The following is a 17,483-nucleotide window of genomic DNA, read 5'->3' on the forward strand; positions in this document are numbered from 1 at the left end:
ACCACAACTCGCAATTTTAATTTAAGCTGCTGAATCTAAGTTAGTCAATCCAATTTTGCAATCAAACCACAACTAAGGTTCATATTCCTTGTGTCTGCCTTCTAAGTTAGTCAATCCAATTTTGCAATCAAACCACAACTGCTGTCGAGGCTATTGAAATCAATATCTAAAGTTAGTCAATCCAATTTTGCAATCAAACCACAACTTCCGATGGCGTAGGAAGTTTACCAAAATCAAGTTAGTCAATCCAATTTTGCAATCAAACCACAACCGGGTGCATGGGCTGATGATGAGCGGACTAAAGTTAGTCAATCCAATTTTGCAATCAAACCACAACCGTAAATCAGCAACCTGTTCGCGAAGCAAAAGTTAGTCAATCCAATTTTGCAATCAAACCACAACGCCTCGCGGCGTTCGCCTGAAATTGAGTCAAGTTAGTCAATCCAATTTTGCAATCAAACCACAACTGCTTGTTGGTTGTGAATTTAGTAACCGTTAAGTTAGTCAATCCAATTTTGCAATCAAACCACAACAGACTAAGCCCTACATCGTTGGTTTGGCTGAAGTTAGTCAATCCAATTTTGCAATCAAACCACAACTTGATTTCGTCGTTAAAACGCTTCCGCGTAAGTTAGTCAATCCAATTTTGCAATCAAACCACAACTGGAGTTGCAGCATGATGTGGATATTGTGCAAGTTAGTCAATCCAATTTTGCAATCAAACCACAACTCATTACATCGCGGCGGTCGCCGTAGTGGGAAGTTAGTCAATCCAATTTTGCAATCAAACCACAACAAAAAGAAGAAAGCACACATTAATCGGTGCTTTCTTCGGATAAATTGCTCAGATAATTTATTCTTGGAAGAACCAACAATTAGCGCGTAACTTTCTGATTAGCAAAAGATTGCTCTTTGATGCAGCCATTTTCAAACTCTACTAACACTTTCAGGTTGAATGTAAACTCTTCATTGCAGCCCTGTACTTTGGGCGGCAAGTAAAACATGGCATTCCAGAGTTTATCGCCTTTTCCGGTAGCTGAAAAGTCGCGCCCGCCCGGGTAAAGCAGTTGTGCACTGCTCGTGCTAATCCATTTATAATCGGCAGGTGTTTTTTGGAAGTGCTCATGCGTCAAAGGAATTAAAATCCAGTCTAACACCTTATCGGGTTGGCCGGGGCACTTGATAATTCTTTTGACATTGCTAACCTCATAAGTGATACCTCTTACTTTGTCACTGCCCGGCCCGGTTTGTAATCCGGCCGTAAAGCTGACGGTTTGTTCATTCCGCAATGAGGCTAAAGCATCTGTTACTACAGAAGCTATGACAGGTGCAAACGATACAGTCTGATTGCAATTTACAGCGGCACAAGGAGTCAGATTGAAGTTGCTGACAGCACGGCAAACCTCATTTTGTCCGTTGGTAGGTGCTAATCGCAAAGCGAGCGAAGGAGCAACGGCAGCCTCATCGTAGATAAACGATATGTTGGCTTGGTTGTTCTGTAGCGGTACTTGGCTTACGCTGATTGTTCCACCGCTCATGGAAGCGATATTAACAGCAACAAGTGGAGGCGTAGTGGTCGGAGGATTTACTTTAAAAGTAAATGAAATCGTAAACTTACGATTAGGAGCAGATTGTGTACAAACAGACTGAAAGTTTTCCACAATGTAACATGGTGTAGTAACTTGCGAGTAGAGGGGAGCAACAACCAACAACAGGCAGCAGATGAGAACAATCTGCCACCCTCGCATTTGTTTGAGAGTACTCATAGGCGTGTATTAGGTTGATAATCAGATAAATCGGCACAAGATATATGCCAAAATCAGCCCCATACTGCCGCCGGATACTGTCGGGACATCGTTCATACACAGCCTATTATACAAGTTGCTTGCCCTGCAATATCCGAATCGATAACGGAGTTTACATATAATTGCAGGTAGCGCCCTCCACTCACACATTATCGGTTGATTATTTTGCAAAAAACCTGACAGGCCTTTGAGACCTCTCAGGTTTTTGTATAAAAAAGAGAATTAAAGCCGTCTGATTGTTTTTTCTTGAAAGAGAAAGCAAATTTCTTGTCCCCCTGTTCAAACAGATGTCGGCCTATTCTATTGGCCGCTCTTTTTCGCGGAAACTGATGCCCATTGCGGAAAGTTCTGCCAGCACGGGCTCATACACGCTGCGCACAACGGGAATTTGTACGCCTTTTAACGACAATTGATTGTGTAACAACAGTTTAGCCCCAATACCTAAGGGCAACCCTACTGTTTTTGCCATGGCTGTATGATGGCTGTCGTCGCCGTAAACTATCAAATCGGACACTATTTCAAATTTGCCTTCCGCTTTGTGGTACTCGAAGCGATGTTGCAAAATGACCATGTCGCGGTCGCCTTCTTCCAATTTCCACTTTTTTTCCAACAGGTTTTGCAGAATTTGCGCAGGTGTTGCTCTCTCCAATCCGATTTTGTCATGGCTGAACAAGCCCAACCATTTGATTTTTTCAATCAAATCCGACTTGGGCGTTACGTTCATCATTTTGGCAAGTTTTTCTTCTACCAGATACATGCGGCTGTACTGCAAAAACATATTGACAAACTCTCGATAGGTCATATCGGCAGAGTTTTCAATAATGATTTCGTCATCGGTAAGCCCTAATTGAACGAACGTATCCCATGCGGCACAGTATCCTTTCCGACGCAGCGTGCCACGCAGAATGGTTGGTATTTGCCGCAAACCGTACAGTTCCCTGTAAATGATGGAGTCGCGGTTGGGATAGCCTTCGTAGTCTCCCAAGCCTTCTATAAAAACGTCTTCGGTATGGCTGAACAAACGATGGTAAGGTACATATTTTGCCTGTCCGTTAATCATGTATTTGGCCGTGCCTTTGCCTGCCAGCACCACGTTGCGCGGATTCCATGTAAACTTGTAGTGCCATGGGTTGTTATCGTATTCGGGTGCGACCAAGCCACCAGCATAGGAGCGAAAAGCCGTAATGACGGCATCTTCTCGGTGCAGCCTGTCTATGATTTGCATAGCAGACATGTGGTCTATACCCGGGTCAAAGCCCAATTCATTGAGTAGCAGTACGCCCTTTTCCTCCGCCTCTTTGTGCAGTGCACGCATTTCAGGCGATACGTAGGAGGCGGTCAGCAGGGGTTTGCCAAATTCCACGCAGGCTTTGGCAACAGTCAGATGGGCAGCCGGGGGCAGCAGCGAAATCACCACATCGGCATCTTGCACAATATTGCGACATTGCTCGCGATTGTTGCCATCCAACATAACAGCTTTTGCCGACGCATGATTTCCGCCATTGGCAGCTATTTTGGCCTGTGCGGTCTCCTGAACGGCATCAGCCACCGTAAGGCGGTGCCCTTCTTTCCGACAAAGTTCCAATAAATAATGAATCAAAACATCAGAAGAACGGCCTGCGCCCAGCAAAAGAATGTGTTTCATAATGGATAAAAAAGGGAAAATCTATCTTCGGGCAAAGATAGATTTTCCCGATGAGAGTTTTTTCGGTTTTCTTATTCGTCCTTCAAAGCAACCACCGGATTGACGGCAGCGGCTTTGGCGGCAGGAATAATACCGGCAAGAGCCCCCGAAATAATCAGCATAACCAATGCAGAAAAGGCAACCGTCATATTCACTTCCGGATTGGCAAAAAATTCACCTTCGGCATTGAATTTTTTTAACAGGTAGTTAATCAGTTCAATTAAACCGATGCCGCACATCAGTCCGATATAGCCTGCTACGGCAGTAATTACGATAGATTCCTGCACAATCAGGCTGATGATACTCCACGGAGTTGCGCCCAGTGCCTTGCGAATGCCTATTTCTTTGGTGCGCTCCCGCACAACGATGAGCATAATGTTGCTGACACCGATAATGCCCGCGATGATAGTTCCCAAACTCACCAACCAGCTAAAACCCGCGATGCCGATAAACAGACCATTGATGCGCTGAAATTCTTCTTCTACATTGGCAGAACCGAATGCTTTGAGGTCGTTGGGGGCTACTTTGTGGCGTTGTGCCAGCAACTTTTTGGCTTCCTGTTCAATCTCGGCGGCAGGTACGCCCGGCTTGGGCAGCATCGCCAGCCAGAAAACGCGATTGCCTTGATTAAATGCCTGTTGCATAGCGGTTTGCGGCAAGTAAATCGTATTGCGGTCTTCGCGCATGTCCTCACCGCGTGTGCCCAGCCCGCGCTGAATGCCTACAACTTTGAAGAAAATGCCTTTGATGTCAATATATTGACCAATCGGGTCTTCGTCTTGCGCAAAAAGTACATTTACAACCTCTTCTCCAATGACGCAGACTTTGCGGCGTTCGTCAATATCGGTCTGATTAATGAACCTGCCTTTGACCATTTCCATTTTTTTCAGGTAGAAAAAGTCGGGATAATCGCCAAAAATGCGAAAAGCAGTAGAGTTTTTCAGCCCGCGAGTTACGATTCCATCTAAACTGTTGCGCGGGGCAAGTACCTCTATGCCTTTCACCTGTTCGCGCAGGGCTTGCATATCCTCTGTGTTGAGTTGGATGAATCTGCCCGGTTTCAGCCCCATATAAGGCTCGCTGGTGCGCTGTGTCCACATAAATACCGAGCGCGGCGAAATATCAATGCTCTGCATGATGCCGTTTTCAAAGCCTTTGCCCGAACCCAGCAGTACAATCAGCATAAAAATGCCCCAGAAAACGCCAAAGGCGGTCAGTGCCGTCCGCAGCTTGTGTTTGCTTACGGTGGCATATATTTCTTTCCATTTGTCTATGTCAAACATGGCGGTAAGGTTTTAAGTGTTGGTTGAGCAAGTCTTTGACTGCTTCCTCATCTGAAAACAAGTGCAGCTTAATCTGTCGTTGTGTCCGGGCACAATACCGTAAGCCGAACAAATCAGATACCACGCAGCCGCCAATCGCTCGCGATAAGTTTTAGATAACCAATACTCTCGCTGATGCGACGCTTGTTCAAAACTTTGAATTTTAAATGCTGTTCTATCTAACTTTTCCATGCACTTACTTTCGTTGGTTGAGTTCAATCAAATACCCGTCGGGGTCTGCCAGATATATCTGACGCACGCCGTCAAATCGCGTCTGCGCATGATAGGGTATTTTTTGCGATTGGAGAAAGCGCTCCGCCGCCGCAATATCGGCAACGAACAGGGCAAAATGGCTGCCGTCTTTGTCGTTTACTACGGGCTGTGTGCGCCCTGCCAGCAGGTGAATCTGGTGCTGTTCGCTCACCTGAAACCATGCGCGAATCGCCTTTAAGTCGTCGGGCACAGGTACGGATTTCAACCCGAGTACATTGCCGTAAAACTGCTTAGAAGCCTCAATATCAGCTACTTGTAAGGCAATGTGATTGTGTGCTGTAATGCCTATCCCTTGCGCCTGTGCCGATAGCCCCGAAAAGAGCAGCAGCCATACGATAGCGAAGCCGTAAAGTATGCTAAAACAATTTTTCATTTTCAAAAACAGTAGTGTTTTAAATTGTCGGCTACAAAACGCTGTTGCACACGCCGTTGATTAAAAATCCGAAATTCCCAATCCGCCATCCGAATCGTTTAATCTGCCCGCAATGCTTCAATCGGCTTGACGCGGGCGGCTTGCACGGCAGGAATCAGCCCTGCCAGCACACCTGCTACCACCAACACCAGCGTTGCGGATATTGCTACGCCCAAATCAACCTCGGGGCGCGTAAAGTAGGGCAGTTGCGCGCCGCTGGCATCTATCAGGAATCTGAGCGCATCCAGCAGCCCGATGCCAATCAGCATACCGATATAACCGGCAATTCCGGTAATAAAAACCGACTCTTGGATAATCAGGCTGACAATGCTTGCAGGGGTAGCCCCCAAAGCCTTGCGAACGCCGATTTCGCGGGTGCGTTCTTTGACGATAATCATCATGATATTGCTCACACCAACCACACCTGCAATGAGCGTACCGATGCCTACCACCCAAATAAACATGCGAATGCCTTTAAACAAGCCCTGAAAGCGTTTGTAGTTTTCTTCGTTGTTCCAAATTTCTACTGCCTGTTTGTCTTCGGGTGAAAAATTGTGCCGACGAGCCAACGTAGCGCGGATTTCGTTTTCCAACTCAATGGCGGGCTTATTGTCGCGAGGCGTTACCACGAAAGTTTGCACCTGATTAGGCTGATTAAACACGTTTTGCAGCGTACTGAACGGAATATAGGCGCGTTCTTCGTTGCGTCCGTTGTTGCCGTTGCTGGTGAAAATGCCTACTACTTTAAAGGGGATACCTTTCACGTTGATGTATTCGCCGATGCCGATATTTTCGTCTTCACCGAAAAGCACTTTGCGAACTTTTTCGCCTAAAATGATGACTTTGCGTTGTTCCGCAATATCGGACTTGTTGAGCAAGCGTCCGGCTTTCAACTTCTCACCGTTGATGCGGAAGAAGTCGCCTTGTGCACCAAACACCTGATAAGACCCGTTTTTGCGCTGATAGTTAAGCGTAAATTCACCCATGAGGCGGTTGCGCGGCGAAATTTTTTCCACATCGTCAAGCCCTGTTTCCAGCGTGCGGAGGTCGTCGTTGGTAAATTTAATATACCGACCGGGCTTTGTGCCGTTGTGCGGGACAGTGGTTTTACCTGCCCATATCCAAATGCTGTTTTTGGCTTCTTCGGCAAATTCGGCTTCTACGCCGTTCTGCATCCCGTTGCCCGCGCCCAGCAGCAGCATGAGCATAAAAATCCCCCAAAAAACGCCGAAAGCTGTTAAAAAAGTCCGCAGTTTATTCTTGCGAATCGTGCCGAATATTTCCTGCCATTTATCAAAATCAAACATGGTTGCAGTGGGGTTAGCGTTAATCTATAACTCATTTGCCTGTCTCAATACATGTCCTATCAATTCCGGCGACAGGCGAAAATTGGTAGCTTGGAGCTTGTTAATCAGAGGCTTAACACTGTCAATGATTCCTAACTGCTTAGCTTTGATAAGGATATTGAAATAATCACTCTATGCATTGGCTACGTCGCTTGCAATATCACTTGCCGGATAGTTAAAAATAGATACATCATAGTTACCGAGAAGTTCTGCAAAGGCTCTTTTGCTGAGTCCTGCCAAGGCAGCAGCCTGTCCGAGAGACAACTTGCCGCGCTCATAAAGTGAACTTGCTACAAGCATTGCCAACTGTTTTTCATCCAAATCCAAATCGTCGGGTATATTGAGTGTCAGCGTTTTCATGGTTGCCGTTGTAATTGTTGAAAATCAAATTTACGTGTTAAGTTAGGCAATTTTGAGCACTTTAATAATGCACTGCCGTATGCTTCACCACGTCTTCCTGTCCGAAGTGTGTATCTGCATGTGAAATAATTTGACCGTCGCGCAGGCGGATGATGCGGTTGGTTTGGTTGGCTACGTCGTTTTCGTGGGTTACAATAACGACCGTCATGCCTTGTGCGTTCACTTGCTTGAAAATATCCATCACTTCCTGTGAAGTTTTGGAGTCCAGCGCACCTGTCGGCTCATCGGCGAGGATGATTTTGGGCTGACTAATCAAGGCACGGGCAATGGCAACGCGCTGCCGCTGACCACCCGACATTTCGTTGGGGCTGTGCTCTGCCCAGTCGCGCAGACCAACCATTTCTAAGTATTCCAAAGCCTTTTTGTTGCGCTCTTTGCGGCTTACCTGCTGGTAATACAACGGCAAAGCCACATTTTCCATCGCATTTTTAAAATTCAACAAATTGAAGGACTGAAACACAAAACCGATGAAGCGATTGCGGTAGTACGCGGCTTTGGTAGCTGACAAGTTTTTCATCAGCGTATTGTTCAAGTAATATTCGCCGGTGTCGTAATCATCCAGAATACCCAGAATATTGAGCAGTGTGGACTTCCCCGAACCCGAAGAACCCATGATAGATACGAGTTCGCCCTCTTCAATGGTGGCTTCCAGCCCTTTCAGCACGTGCAGGCGGCTGTTGCCTACCGAGTAGTATTTGTGGATGTTGTTGAGTTGAATCATAATACCGGCGCTTTTAATTTGACTTGCCTACTCATTGCCAAATGCAGTACCAAAAGATACAATCATCTGATAATCAATATTTTAAACGAAAATAGCATAAGAAAGTTGTTCACATATGAACACCTGTGCGTACAGAATGGAACAAATGCACAGGTAGCAGGCAGCCAAGGAACTTGGCATCGGATTTTATGAAGCCAAAGTTTCACACAATTTAACTTTTTATTACATGTTTCTTACTTCAAAGATTCGGTACAAGGCTTGATATAAACACATCAACATAAAAACATAAAAACATATGAAAACATTTCTGTTTGCTTTCTTGCTCAACCTATTGCCTGTTTGGGGCTTTTGTCAAGCTATTTTGGGTACTTACGAACAAAGTACCATTGTTGCGCCGCCTAAGTATCGCCAAAGCGAGGAAGATGTGAAGATTACCAAAGACTCGCAATCAACCAAGAAAATCTGGGTATCCGGGCTGATTCCCAAGCAGAAGTTCTATGCACTTTTGGATACCAAAACCGAAGATGGTGCAGTTTACACCATTCCCAAACAAACTGTCGGCGATTATACCATCAACGTAGGCTGCATCGTTTACGACAATGAAGATGAGCGAGTACTTATTTCTCTCAATAATCCCAAAGACTGTAACAGTAACGTCTCCGCATCTGTGGGCAAAGGTGGCGTAAGTGCAGGCGATGTGAAGGTTGGTTCTAACGGTACTATCAGCGCACCGGGCGTAAAAATGGATAAGGAAGGAATTAAAGTGAATACCAAGGATATGTACGGAAGCGGTATCACCTACATAGGTGAGAAAGCACAATAAAATTCGGGCTTTGTTAAAGGCCATTTATTGTTCAGGGACAGGAGATATTTCCTGTCCCTGAATTTTTTAGCCGTCAAGCGATTGATTATTTCGGCATTCGGATTTGTGATTGCAAATTTAATCGTCCGATAAATCTGTATGCTTGTGCCATGCGTTTTTTGCTCACGGAACTATCGCTGCGTACCGCTTTCAGCTCAATTTAGCCAGTGCTTCGCCGATGCGACGCACAGCCTCTTTGATTTGCTCATCGGCGGCGGCGGTGGAGATGCGCACGCAAGGCGGTGCACCGAAACTGTCGCCGTCCACGATGGAAACGTGGGCTTCGTTGAGCAGATAAATGCACAAATCGTATGAATTTTTGATGTGATAATCGCCGTAAGACTTGCCGAAATACGCGCTCACATCAGGGAAAATGTAGAATGCGCCTTCAGGGTTATTGGTTTTGATGCCCGGAATTTGGTCTAACAACTGTTTGGCAAGGTCGCGGCGACGCAGGTAGGCTGCTGCCATTTCGCGGGTAGGGGTCATATCGCCCGTGATGGCAGCTACGGAAGCCTTTTGTGCGATGGAGCAAGTGCCCGAAGTTACTTGTCCTTGCATTTTATCGCAGGCATCGGCAATCCATTTGGCAGCCGCAATGTAGCCCACGCGCCAGCCGGTCATGGCAAAACCTTTGGAAAAGCCATTGACGGTAATCACGTTGTCTTTGATGAAATCCAGCGAACCAATGCTGAAATGTTCGCCGGTGAAATTGATGTATTCGTAAATTTCGTCGGCAATAATGTAAATCGGATTGCCACCATTGTCTTCGTGTGCTTTTACCACTTTGGCAATTTCGGTCAATTCTTCGCGGGAAAACACTGCACCGGTTGGGTTGCAGGGCGAAGAGAACATAATCGCCTTGGTTTTTGGGGTGATGGCCGCACGTACTTGCTCGGCTGTTACTTTGTATTCGTTTTCCAATGAACCGCTGATGATAACGGGCGTTCCTTCGGCCAGTTTGACCATTTCCATATAGGAGACCCAAAAAGGTGCAAAAATGATAACCTCATCGCCCGGATTAACCAAACAAAGCAATACGTTGGCAAGCGATTGCTTGGCGCCTGTGGAAACCACAATATTTTCAGGTTTCACATCCAAGCCGTTTTCGCGGTTGAGTTTGTCGGCAATTCCCTTGCGCAAGTCAGGAATACCGGCTACGGGTGTGTAGAAGGTAAAGCCCTCGTCAATGGCCTTTTTGGCTGCATCTTTGATGTGCTGCGGTGTCTGAAAATCAGGCTCGCCAAGATTCAGGCTGATTACATCAATGCCCTTGGCTTTCAGCTCGCGGGCTTTCTTTGCCATTTCAAGGGTTTGAGATTCGGCCAATGAGTTGATGCGGTCTGAAAGGCTCTGCGGGCCTGCATGTACTTGGTGTGTAGCAAGGGAACTCATAGAATAGAACAAAAGAATTTTTAAGTTGCCAAATTTACGCGGTTTTTTTGCGAAAATCGCATGAAAACGCATGTTTATTTGAATAAATAACGTTTTGCGACACTGTTTTTTTTAAACTCTGTTACTGCTGCCGCCTGTTGCGAAGATACCACTCGCGGAAACTTTCCTTAGGCGGTTCGGGCATTTGGCGGTTTTTTGCCCAAACATTCAGCGGATGATTCACCAAAAATTCGGGGGCAAATCGCAGCGCACTTCTGCCGACTTTTCCCGCCATCCGATACAGCCCGGGATTGGCAAAAATTTTACCCAATACTTTCATTCCCTGCCGCTTAGAGGCAGGCAACAACCCTTCGCGGGCAATCACTTGCCGCCATTTGTAGAGTTGTTGGTGGATGTCAATTTTTACGGGGCAAACGTCGGTGCAAGAACCGCAGAGGGTAGAGGCAAAGGGTAGCGAGGCATATTCCCGCATATCTACGTTGGGCGAAAGGATAGAACCAATCGGGCCGGGGACGGTGTAGCCGTAGCTGTGCCCGCCGCTGCGTCGGTAAACGGGGCAGGTGTTCATACAAGCCCCGCAGCGAATGCAGTAGAGCGACTTGCGAAAATCGGCTCTGCCCAACTGTTCGGTGCGCCCATTGTCCACCAGAATCACATGAATTTCTCCGCCTTTTTTGGGTTTGAAAAAGTGAGAAGAATAGGTTGTAATGGCCTGTCCCGTGGCGCTGCGTGCCAAAAGTCGCAGAAAAACGCCCAGATGTTCTTGCTTGGGAATTATTTTTTCAATGCCCATGCTGGCAATGTGTACATCGGCAATGTGTGCGCCCATATCGGCATTGCCCTCGTTGGTGCAAACCACAAAACCGCCTGTTTCGGCAATGGCAAAATTTACGCCCGTTAGTGCTACTTTATTTTGCAGAAATATCTCCCGCAGATGCTGTCGGGCGGCTTCGGTGAGGTATTTGGGGTCGCTTGCACCTTTTTCAGTGCCTAATTTTTCATGGAACAACTCCCCTATTTCCTCTTTTTTCATGTGGATGGCAGGCAGTACAATGTGGCTCGGCGGCTGATTGGCAAACTGCACCACGCGCTCGCCAAGGTCTGTATCAACCACCTCAATGCCGTTTTCTACCAAAAATTGATTCAGGTGGCACTCTTCGGTGAGCATGGACTTGCTTTTTGCCATGCGCCTGACGCCTTTTGCCTGCAAAATGCCAAGCACAATGCGGTTGTGTTCGGCGGCATCTTTCGCCCAATGTACGCGTATACCGTTGCGTGTGGCGTTCTCCTCAAAAGCAATCAAATATTCATCTAAGTTGGCCAACACATTCGCTTTGATTTGCGAAGCCCATTCGCGGAGTTGCTCCCACTCGGGTACTGCCTTAACGGCCAAGTCTCGTTTGTTGCGGACAAACCAGAGCGTTTCATCGTGCCAGTTAGTCCGTGGCACATCCTGATTGAATTTGGCTGCTTCAAGGGCATGGTTCATATCGGCAGAAGAATTAAACCAACTGCAAATTAACCCGAAAACAGGAATTCTAAAGGAAATAAAAGCACAATCCCGACAGGCGTTTGTAAACCTACCGGGATTGTTCATTCAAATGGCCAAAAATCCGGACTGCTTATCTGAAATCTTCCAAGTCGTCCATCTCCTCATCGGCTGCCCCACCCTGATTGCGACCTCTGCCGCCGTGTTTGCCGCCGCGCTTGTGCATCCTGTCTTTCATCTGCTCTTTGCGCTTGGCCTGAAATTGTTCAAACTTCGCATGTTGCTCGGCGTTCAGGATTCCTTTCATAGATGCATTGAAGTTCTGTTGAATAGCACGGGCTTTGTTCATGCGCTCCTGACGGTCGGCGGCTGCTTGTGCACGCAGTTCGTCTGCAGCCCTCACACGCTCTTGCAGGGCTGCTCTTACCTGTTCCTGTTGCTTATTATCTAACTGTAATTCGGCCGTAAGTTTCTTCACTTGTGCTTCTACGCGCTGTTCCGGTGTCATTTTTTTTCCCTGACCGCGGCGACCTTGCGCCTGTACTTGCAGCCCCATCAATAAAAGCAGGGCAATCAATCCAAAAATTCTCATAATCGTGTTATTGTTTAAAAGTTTGTCAGTAAGACAAGATAGCAAACACAGGGTTTAATGTCAATTCCTATTCCTGCCAAATTTCCCACGCTTTTTCAGCTTGACGGTAGAGCATTTCCAAGCCGTTTTTGACTTGTGCCCCCTGTTGGCTGCCCCGCTTCATAAATTCGGTTTCTTCGGGGTTGTAAACCAAATCGTGCAGATAATGTGAAGCGGTCAGTTGCTCGTAGGGCAGCGGCGGGAACTCATGCACGTTCGGATACATGCCCAGCGGCGTTGTATTGACAATCAGCCGATAAGCATCCAACCCCAGCAGCGGCAACTCGTCGTAGCTGATGCAGTTATGGCCTACAGGAGTCCGCGAAACAAAGGTGTATTCCATGCCCATGTCTTCCATTACGGCCTGCACCGCTTTGGAAGCGCCGCCCGTTCCCAGAATCAATGCATCAAACATGTGCCCTTCGGGAACGAAACGCTGCAAAGAATATCTAAAACCCTCATAGTCAGAATTATAACCCGCCAAACTACCATCTGTACAAACTTTAATCACATTCACCGCACCTATTTGAGCCGCCTTAGGGTCTATGTAATCCAACAATGGCATCACATCCAATTTGTAGGGAATCGTTACGTTCAATCCTTTGATATGCGGATTATTTTTAATCAGCATCCGCAAGCCATCGGCAGAAGGCAGTTCATACAACTCATAAACAGCATCAATTTGCTCACGCTCAAATTTTTCGGTAAAAAATTTTTTAGAAAACGAATGAGAAAGTTTCCTTCCGATAAGTCCGTAGCCTTGCATCTCTAACAATTGGTTTAATGGCAATCCATACCAAAGGTAGCTAAAAAAATTTCGCCGATGCTGTAACTTGTCGCTGCCGTGGGGAGTTATGGGGCAAAGTGAATGTGTGAGTGAATAAATTTGTTTTACGATTGGAATTTTTGAACAATAAATAACATGATGACATTGCGACAACTCATAGGAGTGGCAGTAGTAAGTATGCTCGGATGGGCATGTGGCAGCAGCGAAGGAGGCAGCCCGAATACATCTAACCTGCCGGCAGCACGCGGCAAAACGGGTGAAATTATTGTGGTAATGGATACCGCTCAGTGGAGCGGCGAAGTAGGAGAAGCCCTTCGCAGCGTCTATTCTGCCGAGCTTCCGGGTACGCTCCGCGGCGAACGCATGTTTTCGCTTCGCAAGGCACACGCCACCCAACTCAATAACGTATTGAAACAACACAAAAACTTGGTTTTTGTAGTTTCACTTGAACGCAACTCTCCTGCCTCGCAACGGGTGAAGTCCTTCTTCCCGCCCGAGGGTTTGCAACAAATCGCACAAGACAGCAGCCTGTTCTATCAGGTAGTACCCAATCAGTTTGCAGTCGGCCAAATGGTGGTGTTTTTATTTGGTCAAACCGATAAACAATTGGCCAACCATTTGCGCGTCAATCGGCGCAAATTGCAGGATATTTTTGCAGAAACTGAACGCAAACGCATTACGCAAGGGCTTTCCAAAGTACGCGCCAAAGACAATTTGGAAGAAAAAATTGCTAAAACCCACAACATACAACTCCTGTTGCCACGGGGCTTTGAGTTTGTCAAAGAAGAAATCAGCCCCGACAAGAAAAGCGGCTTCCTCTGGGTGCGAATGCCCGATGCAGAAGTGGACAAAAGCCTGATATTGGCATACAAACCGTATGAATCGGAAAAGCAGTTCTCTAACGACAGCCTGATTGCATGGCGCAACAGTTTAGGCAAAGCCCATCTGTACGGCGACCCCGAAAAGCCCGAAACTTACATGATTACTGAACCGCTGGAACCTCCTACCCTACGGGAAAGCACCGTAAACAACAACTACGCCAAGGAAATGCGCGGCCTGTGGCGCACCAATAATGCCGTTATGGGCGGCTCGTTTCTGAGCTACAGTTTCGCCGATGCCAAAACAGGCAGGATATACTACTACGAGGGTTTCGCCTATGCTCCATCGCGCAACAGTAAACGCGAAATCATCCGCGAACTGGAAGCTATTTTGCGAGCAGCCAAGTATTAAAATGCGGATTTCGGATTTCGGATTGCGGATTGCGAATTTTTTTTAAAAACACATCGTCCGCAGAGGTTGCTCGATAGTATGGCGGCTTATCACGGCAAAAAATAGAGAGTCATTCCGGCTTCCGGAATGACTCTCTTAGCATTAATAACCAATTGCTAATCAAAAGTTGTAGGTAACTGATAACGTAATCTGACGACCCAGAATCGGACGTGCCCACACAGGGAAATTAGCAGCATTCAATGCCGTAATATCGGAGTTAGAAAGCACCGTTCCGGCAGGGGTGCGGATACCGCCAACAGCAAGGTCTTCGGCAGTAGAACCGAACGCACCATAGCCGCTGAAGTTCAGGATACCCGTGCTGTTCAGCAGGTTGCTGCCTTGCAAGGCAAAGTTGAAGCGGTTGATGTCTGCCATGATACCCGCACTCAATACGCCGTAGGCAGGCAGTTCAATCGTATTGCGGCGGTTGCCGTAGCGCTTGCCGAAATAGCGGTAGTTCAAATAAGGGGTAAATTTGCCGACTTTGTACGAAGGCGTAACGTCAAACATTACGGAAGGAAGAAAGTCCACACGCTTACCTGAAAAATCTTCATTAAAGAAGTTGGCCGGGTTGGTACTGCGTGCCGTGTTCTGATAAGTCAGGCGGGCAAAGCGCGGGTCTTGCAGCGTAGAAGACAGGCGCACGTTAAACTTCTGTACGGGCTGCCAAATGGTTTCTATTTCTACACCCATTGTGCGGGTAGCGTTGAAGGTCGGGTCGGTGAAGAAACTGTTAGCTCCCTGCGTAATGAATAATTGCAGCAATACGTTGTCCTGATAGCTGTAAAAGCCCGTAATGGTAGCCGAAACTTTCTGCGAGGTGATTTTGTAACCGACTTCCGCCTGCGTGATGGTTTCAATCACGCCACGCTGAATAGGTACATTTACGAAGTTGTTGGCGTAGTAGTCCAGTTCAGGGGCTTTGTTGCCGCGTGAGAAGCGCACATAAGTCGCCGATTTATCGCTGATTTTGTAGTTGATACCCAGCGAGCCTGAAAAATAGTTGTAGGTTTCGTTCCAATTGTAAGTAACACCGTTGTAGAGGCGTGTGCCCAAATCGTAAGAAGTGAGCGGGTTACGGTCTAATCCGCCGAGTGCTGCCAAACCGGGCAGACCTGCCGTTACGGTGCTGCCGCCGCGCCAGCCTTCCTTCGTGCCGCTGTGATTTACCGACTCAAAACGCAAGCCCAAATCAATGTTCAACTTGTCATTCACTTTCCATAAATCGTTGGCAAAGAAGGCGTTGATATTAGACTTCATATCGGTAACGGTGTATGCCAAACCGCTCCAAAGCAAAAAGCCGTTGGGGTCGGTTGCCTGTACGGTCTGCCCTGCAAACGGGAAAGTGATGCGCACGGGGCGTCCATCAAACGAAGCAGCGATACCGTCCACAAACCAGCGGGTTTGCATCGATGTGCGCCCTGTGTACCAACCCAAGGTCAGGTTGTGTTTGCCTGCCTGCTTGTTGAGCCTTACGATGCCCTGCACATCGCCGATTTGGTTATTCATGTTCAGCGGCGCGGTGGCAAACAGGTAGCGCCCGAGCCTGTTAGGCGTGTTGGGGTCTAACTGTCCGTTGATAACGCGGGCAAGCACTTCGCCCGTACGGGCATCAAAGTAGGTCGGCGATAAAAATCCCGGAATCGGTGAGCCGATAGCAGGATAAGCACCTGCGCCAAACTGCCCGTAGCCCGGGTCGGCGGCGCTTGGCACAACCGACATGGTTACGTTACCCTGATATTGCAGGTAGTTTTGGTCAAAGTCGCTAACTTTGGCGGCAAGGCTAAGCCCCCAATTGTTGCCCAAATCGTAGTCAAAGTTAGCACCGAAGGCAAACGACTTGTTAGCAATGCCTTTGGACGCATCAAAAGTACGGGTAGGCAATTGGTCAAACGGAATTTCGGGACGAAAACGCGAAGCATCGGGGATGGTCGTCCGCAGATTCAGGAACGTAGTAGAGTTGATAATGTCAAAGCCGCCGTAGCCACTCTTCATATCGGCGGTGAGCGGAATTTCTTTGAAGAAAGTATTGCGGTCGTTCAAGTACTTGCCGTAGAGGCGGAACTGCCCGCGGGCAAAGTTCTTGCTGATGTTGGCTTTGAACTGTCCGCCTTGATTGGCGTTGAAATCCATCGTGCGTGCACCTTCGTCAATGCGGTAGAAACCGCCTACGTGGTATGACCAGCCGTTGGCAATGGGTCCGCCTACTTCCAAGTCGGCGCGATAGAGCATCTTGCCGTTGTTGTGGATGCCTGTTTGCAAGCGCGCCGAGCCTGCGGTTTTCAATCCGCCCGTTTTGGAAATAAAGTTGAAAATACCGCCGGGGGCGTTAGCTACGGCAATAGACGCGCTGCCGCCGCGGATGCCTTCCATACGGGCAACGGTCAAATCGTTGCGGTGGAACATGTCAATCACGGCAAAGCCGAGCTGCGAAGCCATCACAGGCAAGCCTTCTTCCTGTAAAGAAACATACTGAAAACCAATGTTTTGGTTACCCACAGGGGTAACGCCGCGGGTAATGACGCGGTTGCCGACTTCGCCCGCCGAGTTATCTACCCATACGCCCGGAACGGCTTGCAACAGGTCGCCCGTACCGCGCGGGGCGCGCATGTCCATCAGTTTGGGGCTGAGCGTCGTAATGGCAACGCTGGATTCCAATTTGGTGCGTTCGTCAAAAGCACCCGTTACTACTACTTCGTCCAGCGAAAGCAAGTCTTCTTCGGTGCTGATGCTAACCGTTACGGGCGAGCTGCCTACTTCTACCTCTTGGCGAACGGTTTTGTAACCGATAAACGACATAACAAGGATGTATTTGCCCGGTGCAACGCCCACAATGGTAAATTTGCCCGAAGCATCGGTAAGTGCGCCTTTGGTAGTGCCTTGCAGCGACACGTTAGCACCAATCACCGCATTACCCGATTTGTCTTTGACTTCGCCCGAAATATTCTGCTGAGCGTAGGCCATAGTTGCCGTTACCAGAAGCAGTATGAGCAACATTAAAATTCTGCGTAGTGTATGGTTGTTTTTCATTTTCATCTTTAAAGCATTTGATTAAGTGATTGTTGAA

The 17,483-nt window shown here is 47.7% G+C and carries 15 protein-coding genes and 1 CRISPR repeat array (1 of these 16 running past the window's edge); of the genes, 2 read left to right on the forward strand and 13 right to left on the reverse strand.

Annotated elements, in window-relative coordinates; translation table 11 throughout:
- Positions 1-796: a CRISPR direct-repeat array (repeat unit 36 nt; unit sequence AAGTTAGTCAATCCAATTTTGCAATCAAACCACAAC); it begins 4,633 nt to the left of the window's first position.
- Between the two features lie 79 nt (positions 797-875).
- The 8 genes from NDK19_RS08055 to NDK19_RS08085 all read right to left on the reverse strand — a co-directional run bounded on the left by NDK19_RS08055 (position 876) and on the right by NDK19_RS08085 (position 7,983).
- A complete protein-coding gene (locus tag NDK19_RS08055) occupies positions 876-1,766 on the reverse strand; it encodes a hypothetical protein (protein ID WP_250631359.1) in 891 nt (296 codons plus the stop codon).
- Positions 1,767-2,100: 334 nt separating this feature from the next.
- Complete coding sequence (locus tag NDK19_RS08060; RefSeq protein WP_250631360.1) at positions 2,101-3,450, reverse strand: saccharopine dehydrogenase C-terminal domain-containing protein; 1,350 nt, start codon at positions 3,448-3,450, stop codon at positions 2,101-2,103.
- 71 nt (positions 3,451-3,521) lie between these two features.
- Positions 3,522-4,772 carry an ABC transporter permease gene (locus NDK19_RS08065; RefSeq protein ID WP_250631361.1) on the reverse strand — a complete coding sequence of 417 codons (1,251 nt, stop codon included), beginning with the start codon at positions 4,770-4,772 and terminating at the stop codon, positions 3,522-3,524.
- Between the two features lie 235 nt (positions 4,773-5,007).
- Complete coding sequence (locus NDK19_RS08070) at positions 5,008-5,457, reverse strand: VOC family protein (protein WP_250631362.1); 450 nt, start codon at positions 5,455-5,457, stop codon at positions 5,008-5,010.
- 98 nt (positions 5,458-5,555) lie between these two features.
- Positions 5,556-6,803: an ABC transporter permease gene (locus tag NDK19_RS08075; protein ID WP_250631363.1), complete on the reverse strand. Its 1,248-nt coding sequence runs from the start codon at positions 6,801-6,803 to the stop codon at positions 5,556-5,558.
- Positions 6,804-6,827: 24 nt separating this feature from the next.
- A complete protein-coding gene (locus NDK19_RS17010; protein ID WP_394801678.1) occupies positions 6,828-6,959 on the reverse strand; it encodes a DUF3368 domain-containing protein in 132 nt (43 codons plus the stop codon).
- Positions 6,960-6,974: 15 nt separating this feature from the next.
- Positions 6,975-7,202, reverse strand: a complete 228-nt coding sequence (locus NDK19_RS08080) for a UPF0175 family protein (protein WP_250631364.1) — start codon at positions 7,200-7,202, stop codon at positions 6,975-6,977.
- Positions 7,203-7,263: 61 nt separating this feature from the next.
- Complete coding sequence (locus NDK19_RS08085) at positions 7,264-7,983, reverse strand: ABC transporter ATP-binding protein (RefSeq protein ID WP_250631365.1); 720 nt, start codon at positions 7,981-7,983, stop codon at positions 7,264-7,266.
- A gap of 295 nt (positions 7,984-8,278) precedes the next feature.
- On the opposite strand from NDK19_RS08085, the gene NDK19_RS08090 reads away from it, so the two are divergent.
- Positions 8,279-8,806, forward strand: a complete 528-nt coding sequence (locus tag NDK19_RS08090; protein WP_250631366.1) for a hypothetical protein — start codon at positions 8,279-8,281, stop codon at positions 8,804-8,806.
- Between the two features lie 189 nt (positions 8,807-8,995).
- On the opposite strand, the gene NDK19_RS08095 is transcribed toward NDK19_RS08090, so the two are convergent.
- The 4 genes from NDK19_RS08095 to NDK19_RS08110 form a co-directional block, all read right to left on the reverse strand.
- Entirely contained in the window at positions 8,996-10,240 is a 1,245-nt protein-coding gene (locus NDK19_RS08095) for a pyridoxal phosphate-dependent aminotransferase (RefSeq protein ID WP_250631367.1), read from the reverse strand.
- Positions 10,241-10,361: 121 nt separating this feature from the next.
- Positions 10,362-11,729: a lactate utilization protein B gene (locus NDK19_RS08100; RefSeq protein ID WP_250631368.1), complete on the reverse strand. Its 1,368-nt coding sequence runs from the start codon at positions 11,727-11,729 to the stop codon at positions 10,362-10,364.
- 133 nt (positions 11,730-11,862) lie between these two features.
- Entirely contained in the window at positions 11,863-12,321 is a 459-nt protein-coding gene (locus tag NDK19_RS08105; RefSeq protein WP_250631369.1) for a hypothetical protein, read from the reverse strand.
- A gap of 67 nt (positions 12,322-12,388) precedes the next feature.
- Positions 12,389-13,126, reverse strand: coding sequence for a shikimate dehydrogenase family protein (locus NDK19_RS08110; protein WP_250631370.1), 738 nt, complete (start codon positions 13,124-13,126; stop codon positions 12,389-12,391).
- Positions 13,127-13,282: 156 nt separating this feature from the next.
- Between NDK19_RS08110 and NDK19_RS08115 the strand changes: the two genes are divergently transcribed.
- Complete coding sequence (locus NDK19_RS08115) at positions 13,283-14,377, forward strand: DUF4837 family protein (protein ID WP_250631371.1); 1,095 nt, start codon at positions 13,283-13,285, stop codon at positions 14,375-14,377.
- Positions 14,378-14,536: 159 nt separating this feature from the next.
- On the opposite strand, the gene NDK19_RS08120 is transcribed toward NDK19_RS08115, so the two are convergent.
- Positions 14,537-17,413: a TonB-dependent receptor gene (locus NDK19_RS08120; RefSeq protein WP_250631372.1), complete on the reverse strand. Its 2,877-nt coding sequence runs from the start codon at positions 17,411-17,413 to the stop codon at positions 14,537-14,539.
- Between the last annotated feature and the right edge of the window lie 70 nt (positions 17,414-17,483).

This window comes from Rhodoflexus caldus (assembly GCF_021206925.1).
Taxonomy (GTDB): Bacteria; Bacteroidota; Bacteroidia; order Cytophagales; family Thermoflexibacteraceae; genus Rhodoflexus; species Rhodoflexus caldus.

Excerpts from the sequence above, each read along its gene's own strand:
- NDK19_RS08115 (WP_250631371.1), top strand. The coding sequence starts at position 13,283 with ATGATGACATTGCGACAACTCATAGGAGTGGCAGTAGTAAGTATGCTC.
- NDK19_RS08085 (WP_250631365.1), bottom strand. The coding sequence starts at position 7,983 with ATGATTCAACTCAACAACATCCACAAATACTACTCGGTAGGCAACAGC.
- NDK19_RS08080 (WP_250631364.1), bottom strand. The coding sequence starts at position 7,202 with ATGAAAACGCTGACACTCAATATACCCGACGATTTGGATTTGGATGAA.
- NDK19_RS08090 (WP_250631366.1), top strand. The coding sequence starts at position 8,279 with ATGAAAACATTTCTGTTTGCTTTCTTGCTCAACCTATTGCCTGTTTGG.
- NDK19_RS08075 (WP_250631363.1), bottom strand. The coding sequence starts at position 6,803 with ATGTTTGATTTTGATAAATGGCAGGAAATATTCGGCACGATTCGCAAG.
- NDK19_RS08065 (WP_250631361.1), bottom strand. The coding sequence starts at position 4,772 with ATGTTTGACATAGACAAATGGAAAGAAATATATGCCACCGTAAGCAAA.
- NDK19_RS08095 (WP_250631367.1), bottom strand. The coding sequence starts at position 10,240 with ATGAGTTCCCTTGCTACACACCAAGTACATGCAGGCCCGCAGAGCCTT.
- NDK19_RS08055 (WP_250631359.1), bottom strand. The coding sequence starts at position 1,766 with ATGAGTACTCTCAAACAAATGCGAGGGTGGCAGATTGTTCTCATCTGC.
- NDK19_RS08060 (WP_250631360.1), bottom strand. The coding sequence starts at position 3,450 with ATGAAACACATTCTTTTGCTGGGCGCAGGCCGTTCTTCTGATGTTTTG.
- NDK19_RS08110 (WP_250631370.1), bottom strand. The coding sequence starts at position 13,126 with ATGCAAGGCTACGGACTTATCGGAAGGAAACTTTCTCATTCGTTTTCT.
- NDK19_RS08120 (WP_250631372.1), bottom strand. The coding sequence starts at position 17,413 with ATGTTGCTCATACTGCTTCTGGTAACGGCAACTATGGCCTACGCTCAG.
- NDK19_RS08100 (WP_250631368.1), bottom strand. The coding sequence starts at position 11,729 with ATGAACCATGCCCTTGAAGCAGCCAAATTCAATCAGGATGTGCCACGG.
- NDK19_RS08105 (WP_250631369.1), bottom strand. The coding sequence starts at position 12,321 with ATGAGAATTTTTGGATTGATTGCCCTGCTTTTATTGATGGGGCTGCAA.
- NDK19_RS08070 (WP_250631362.1), bottom strand. The coding sequence starts at position 5,457 with ATGAAAAATTGTTTTAGCATACTTTACGGCTTCGCTATCGTATGGCTG.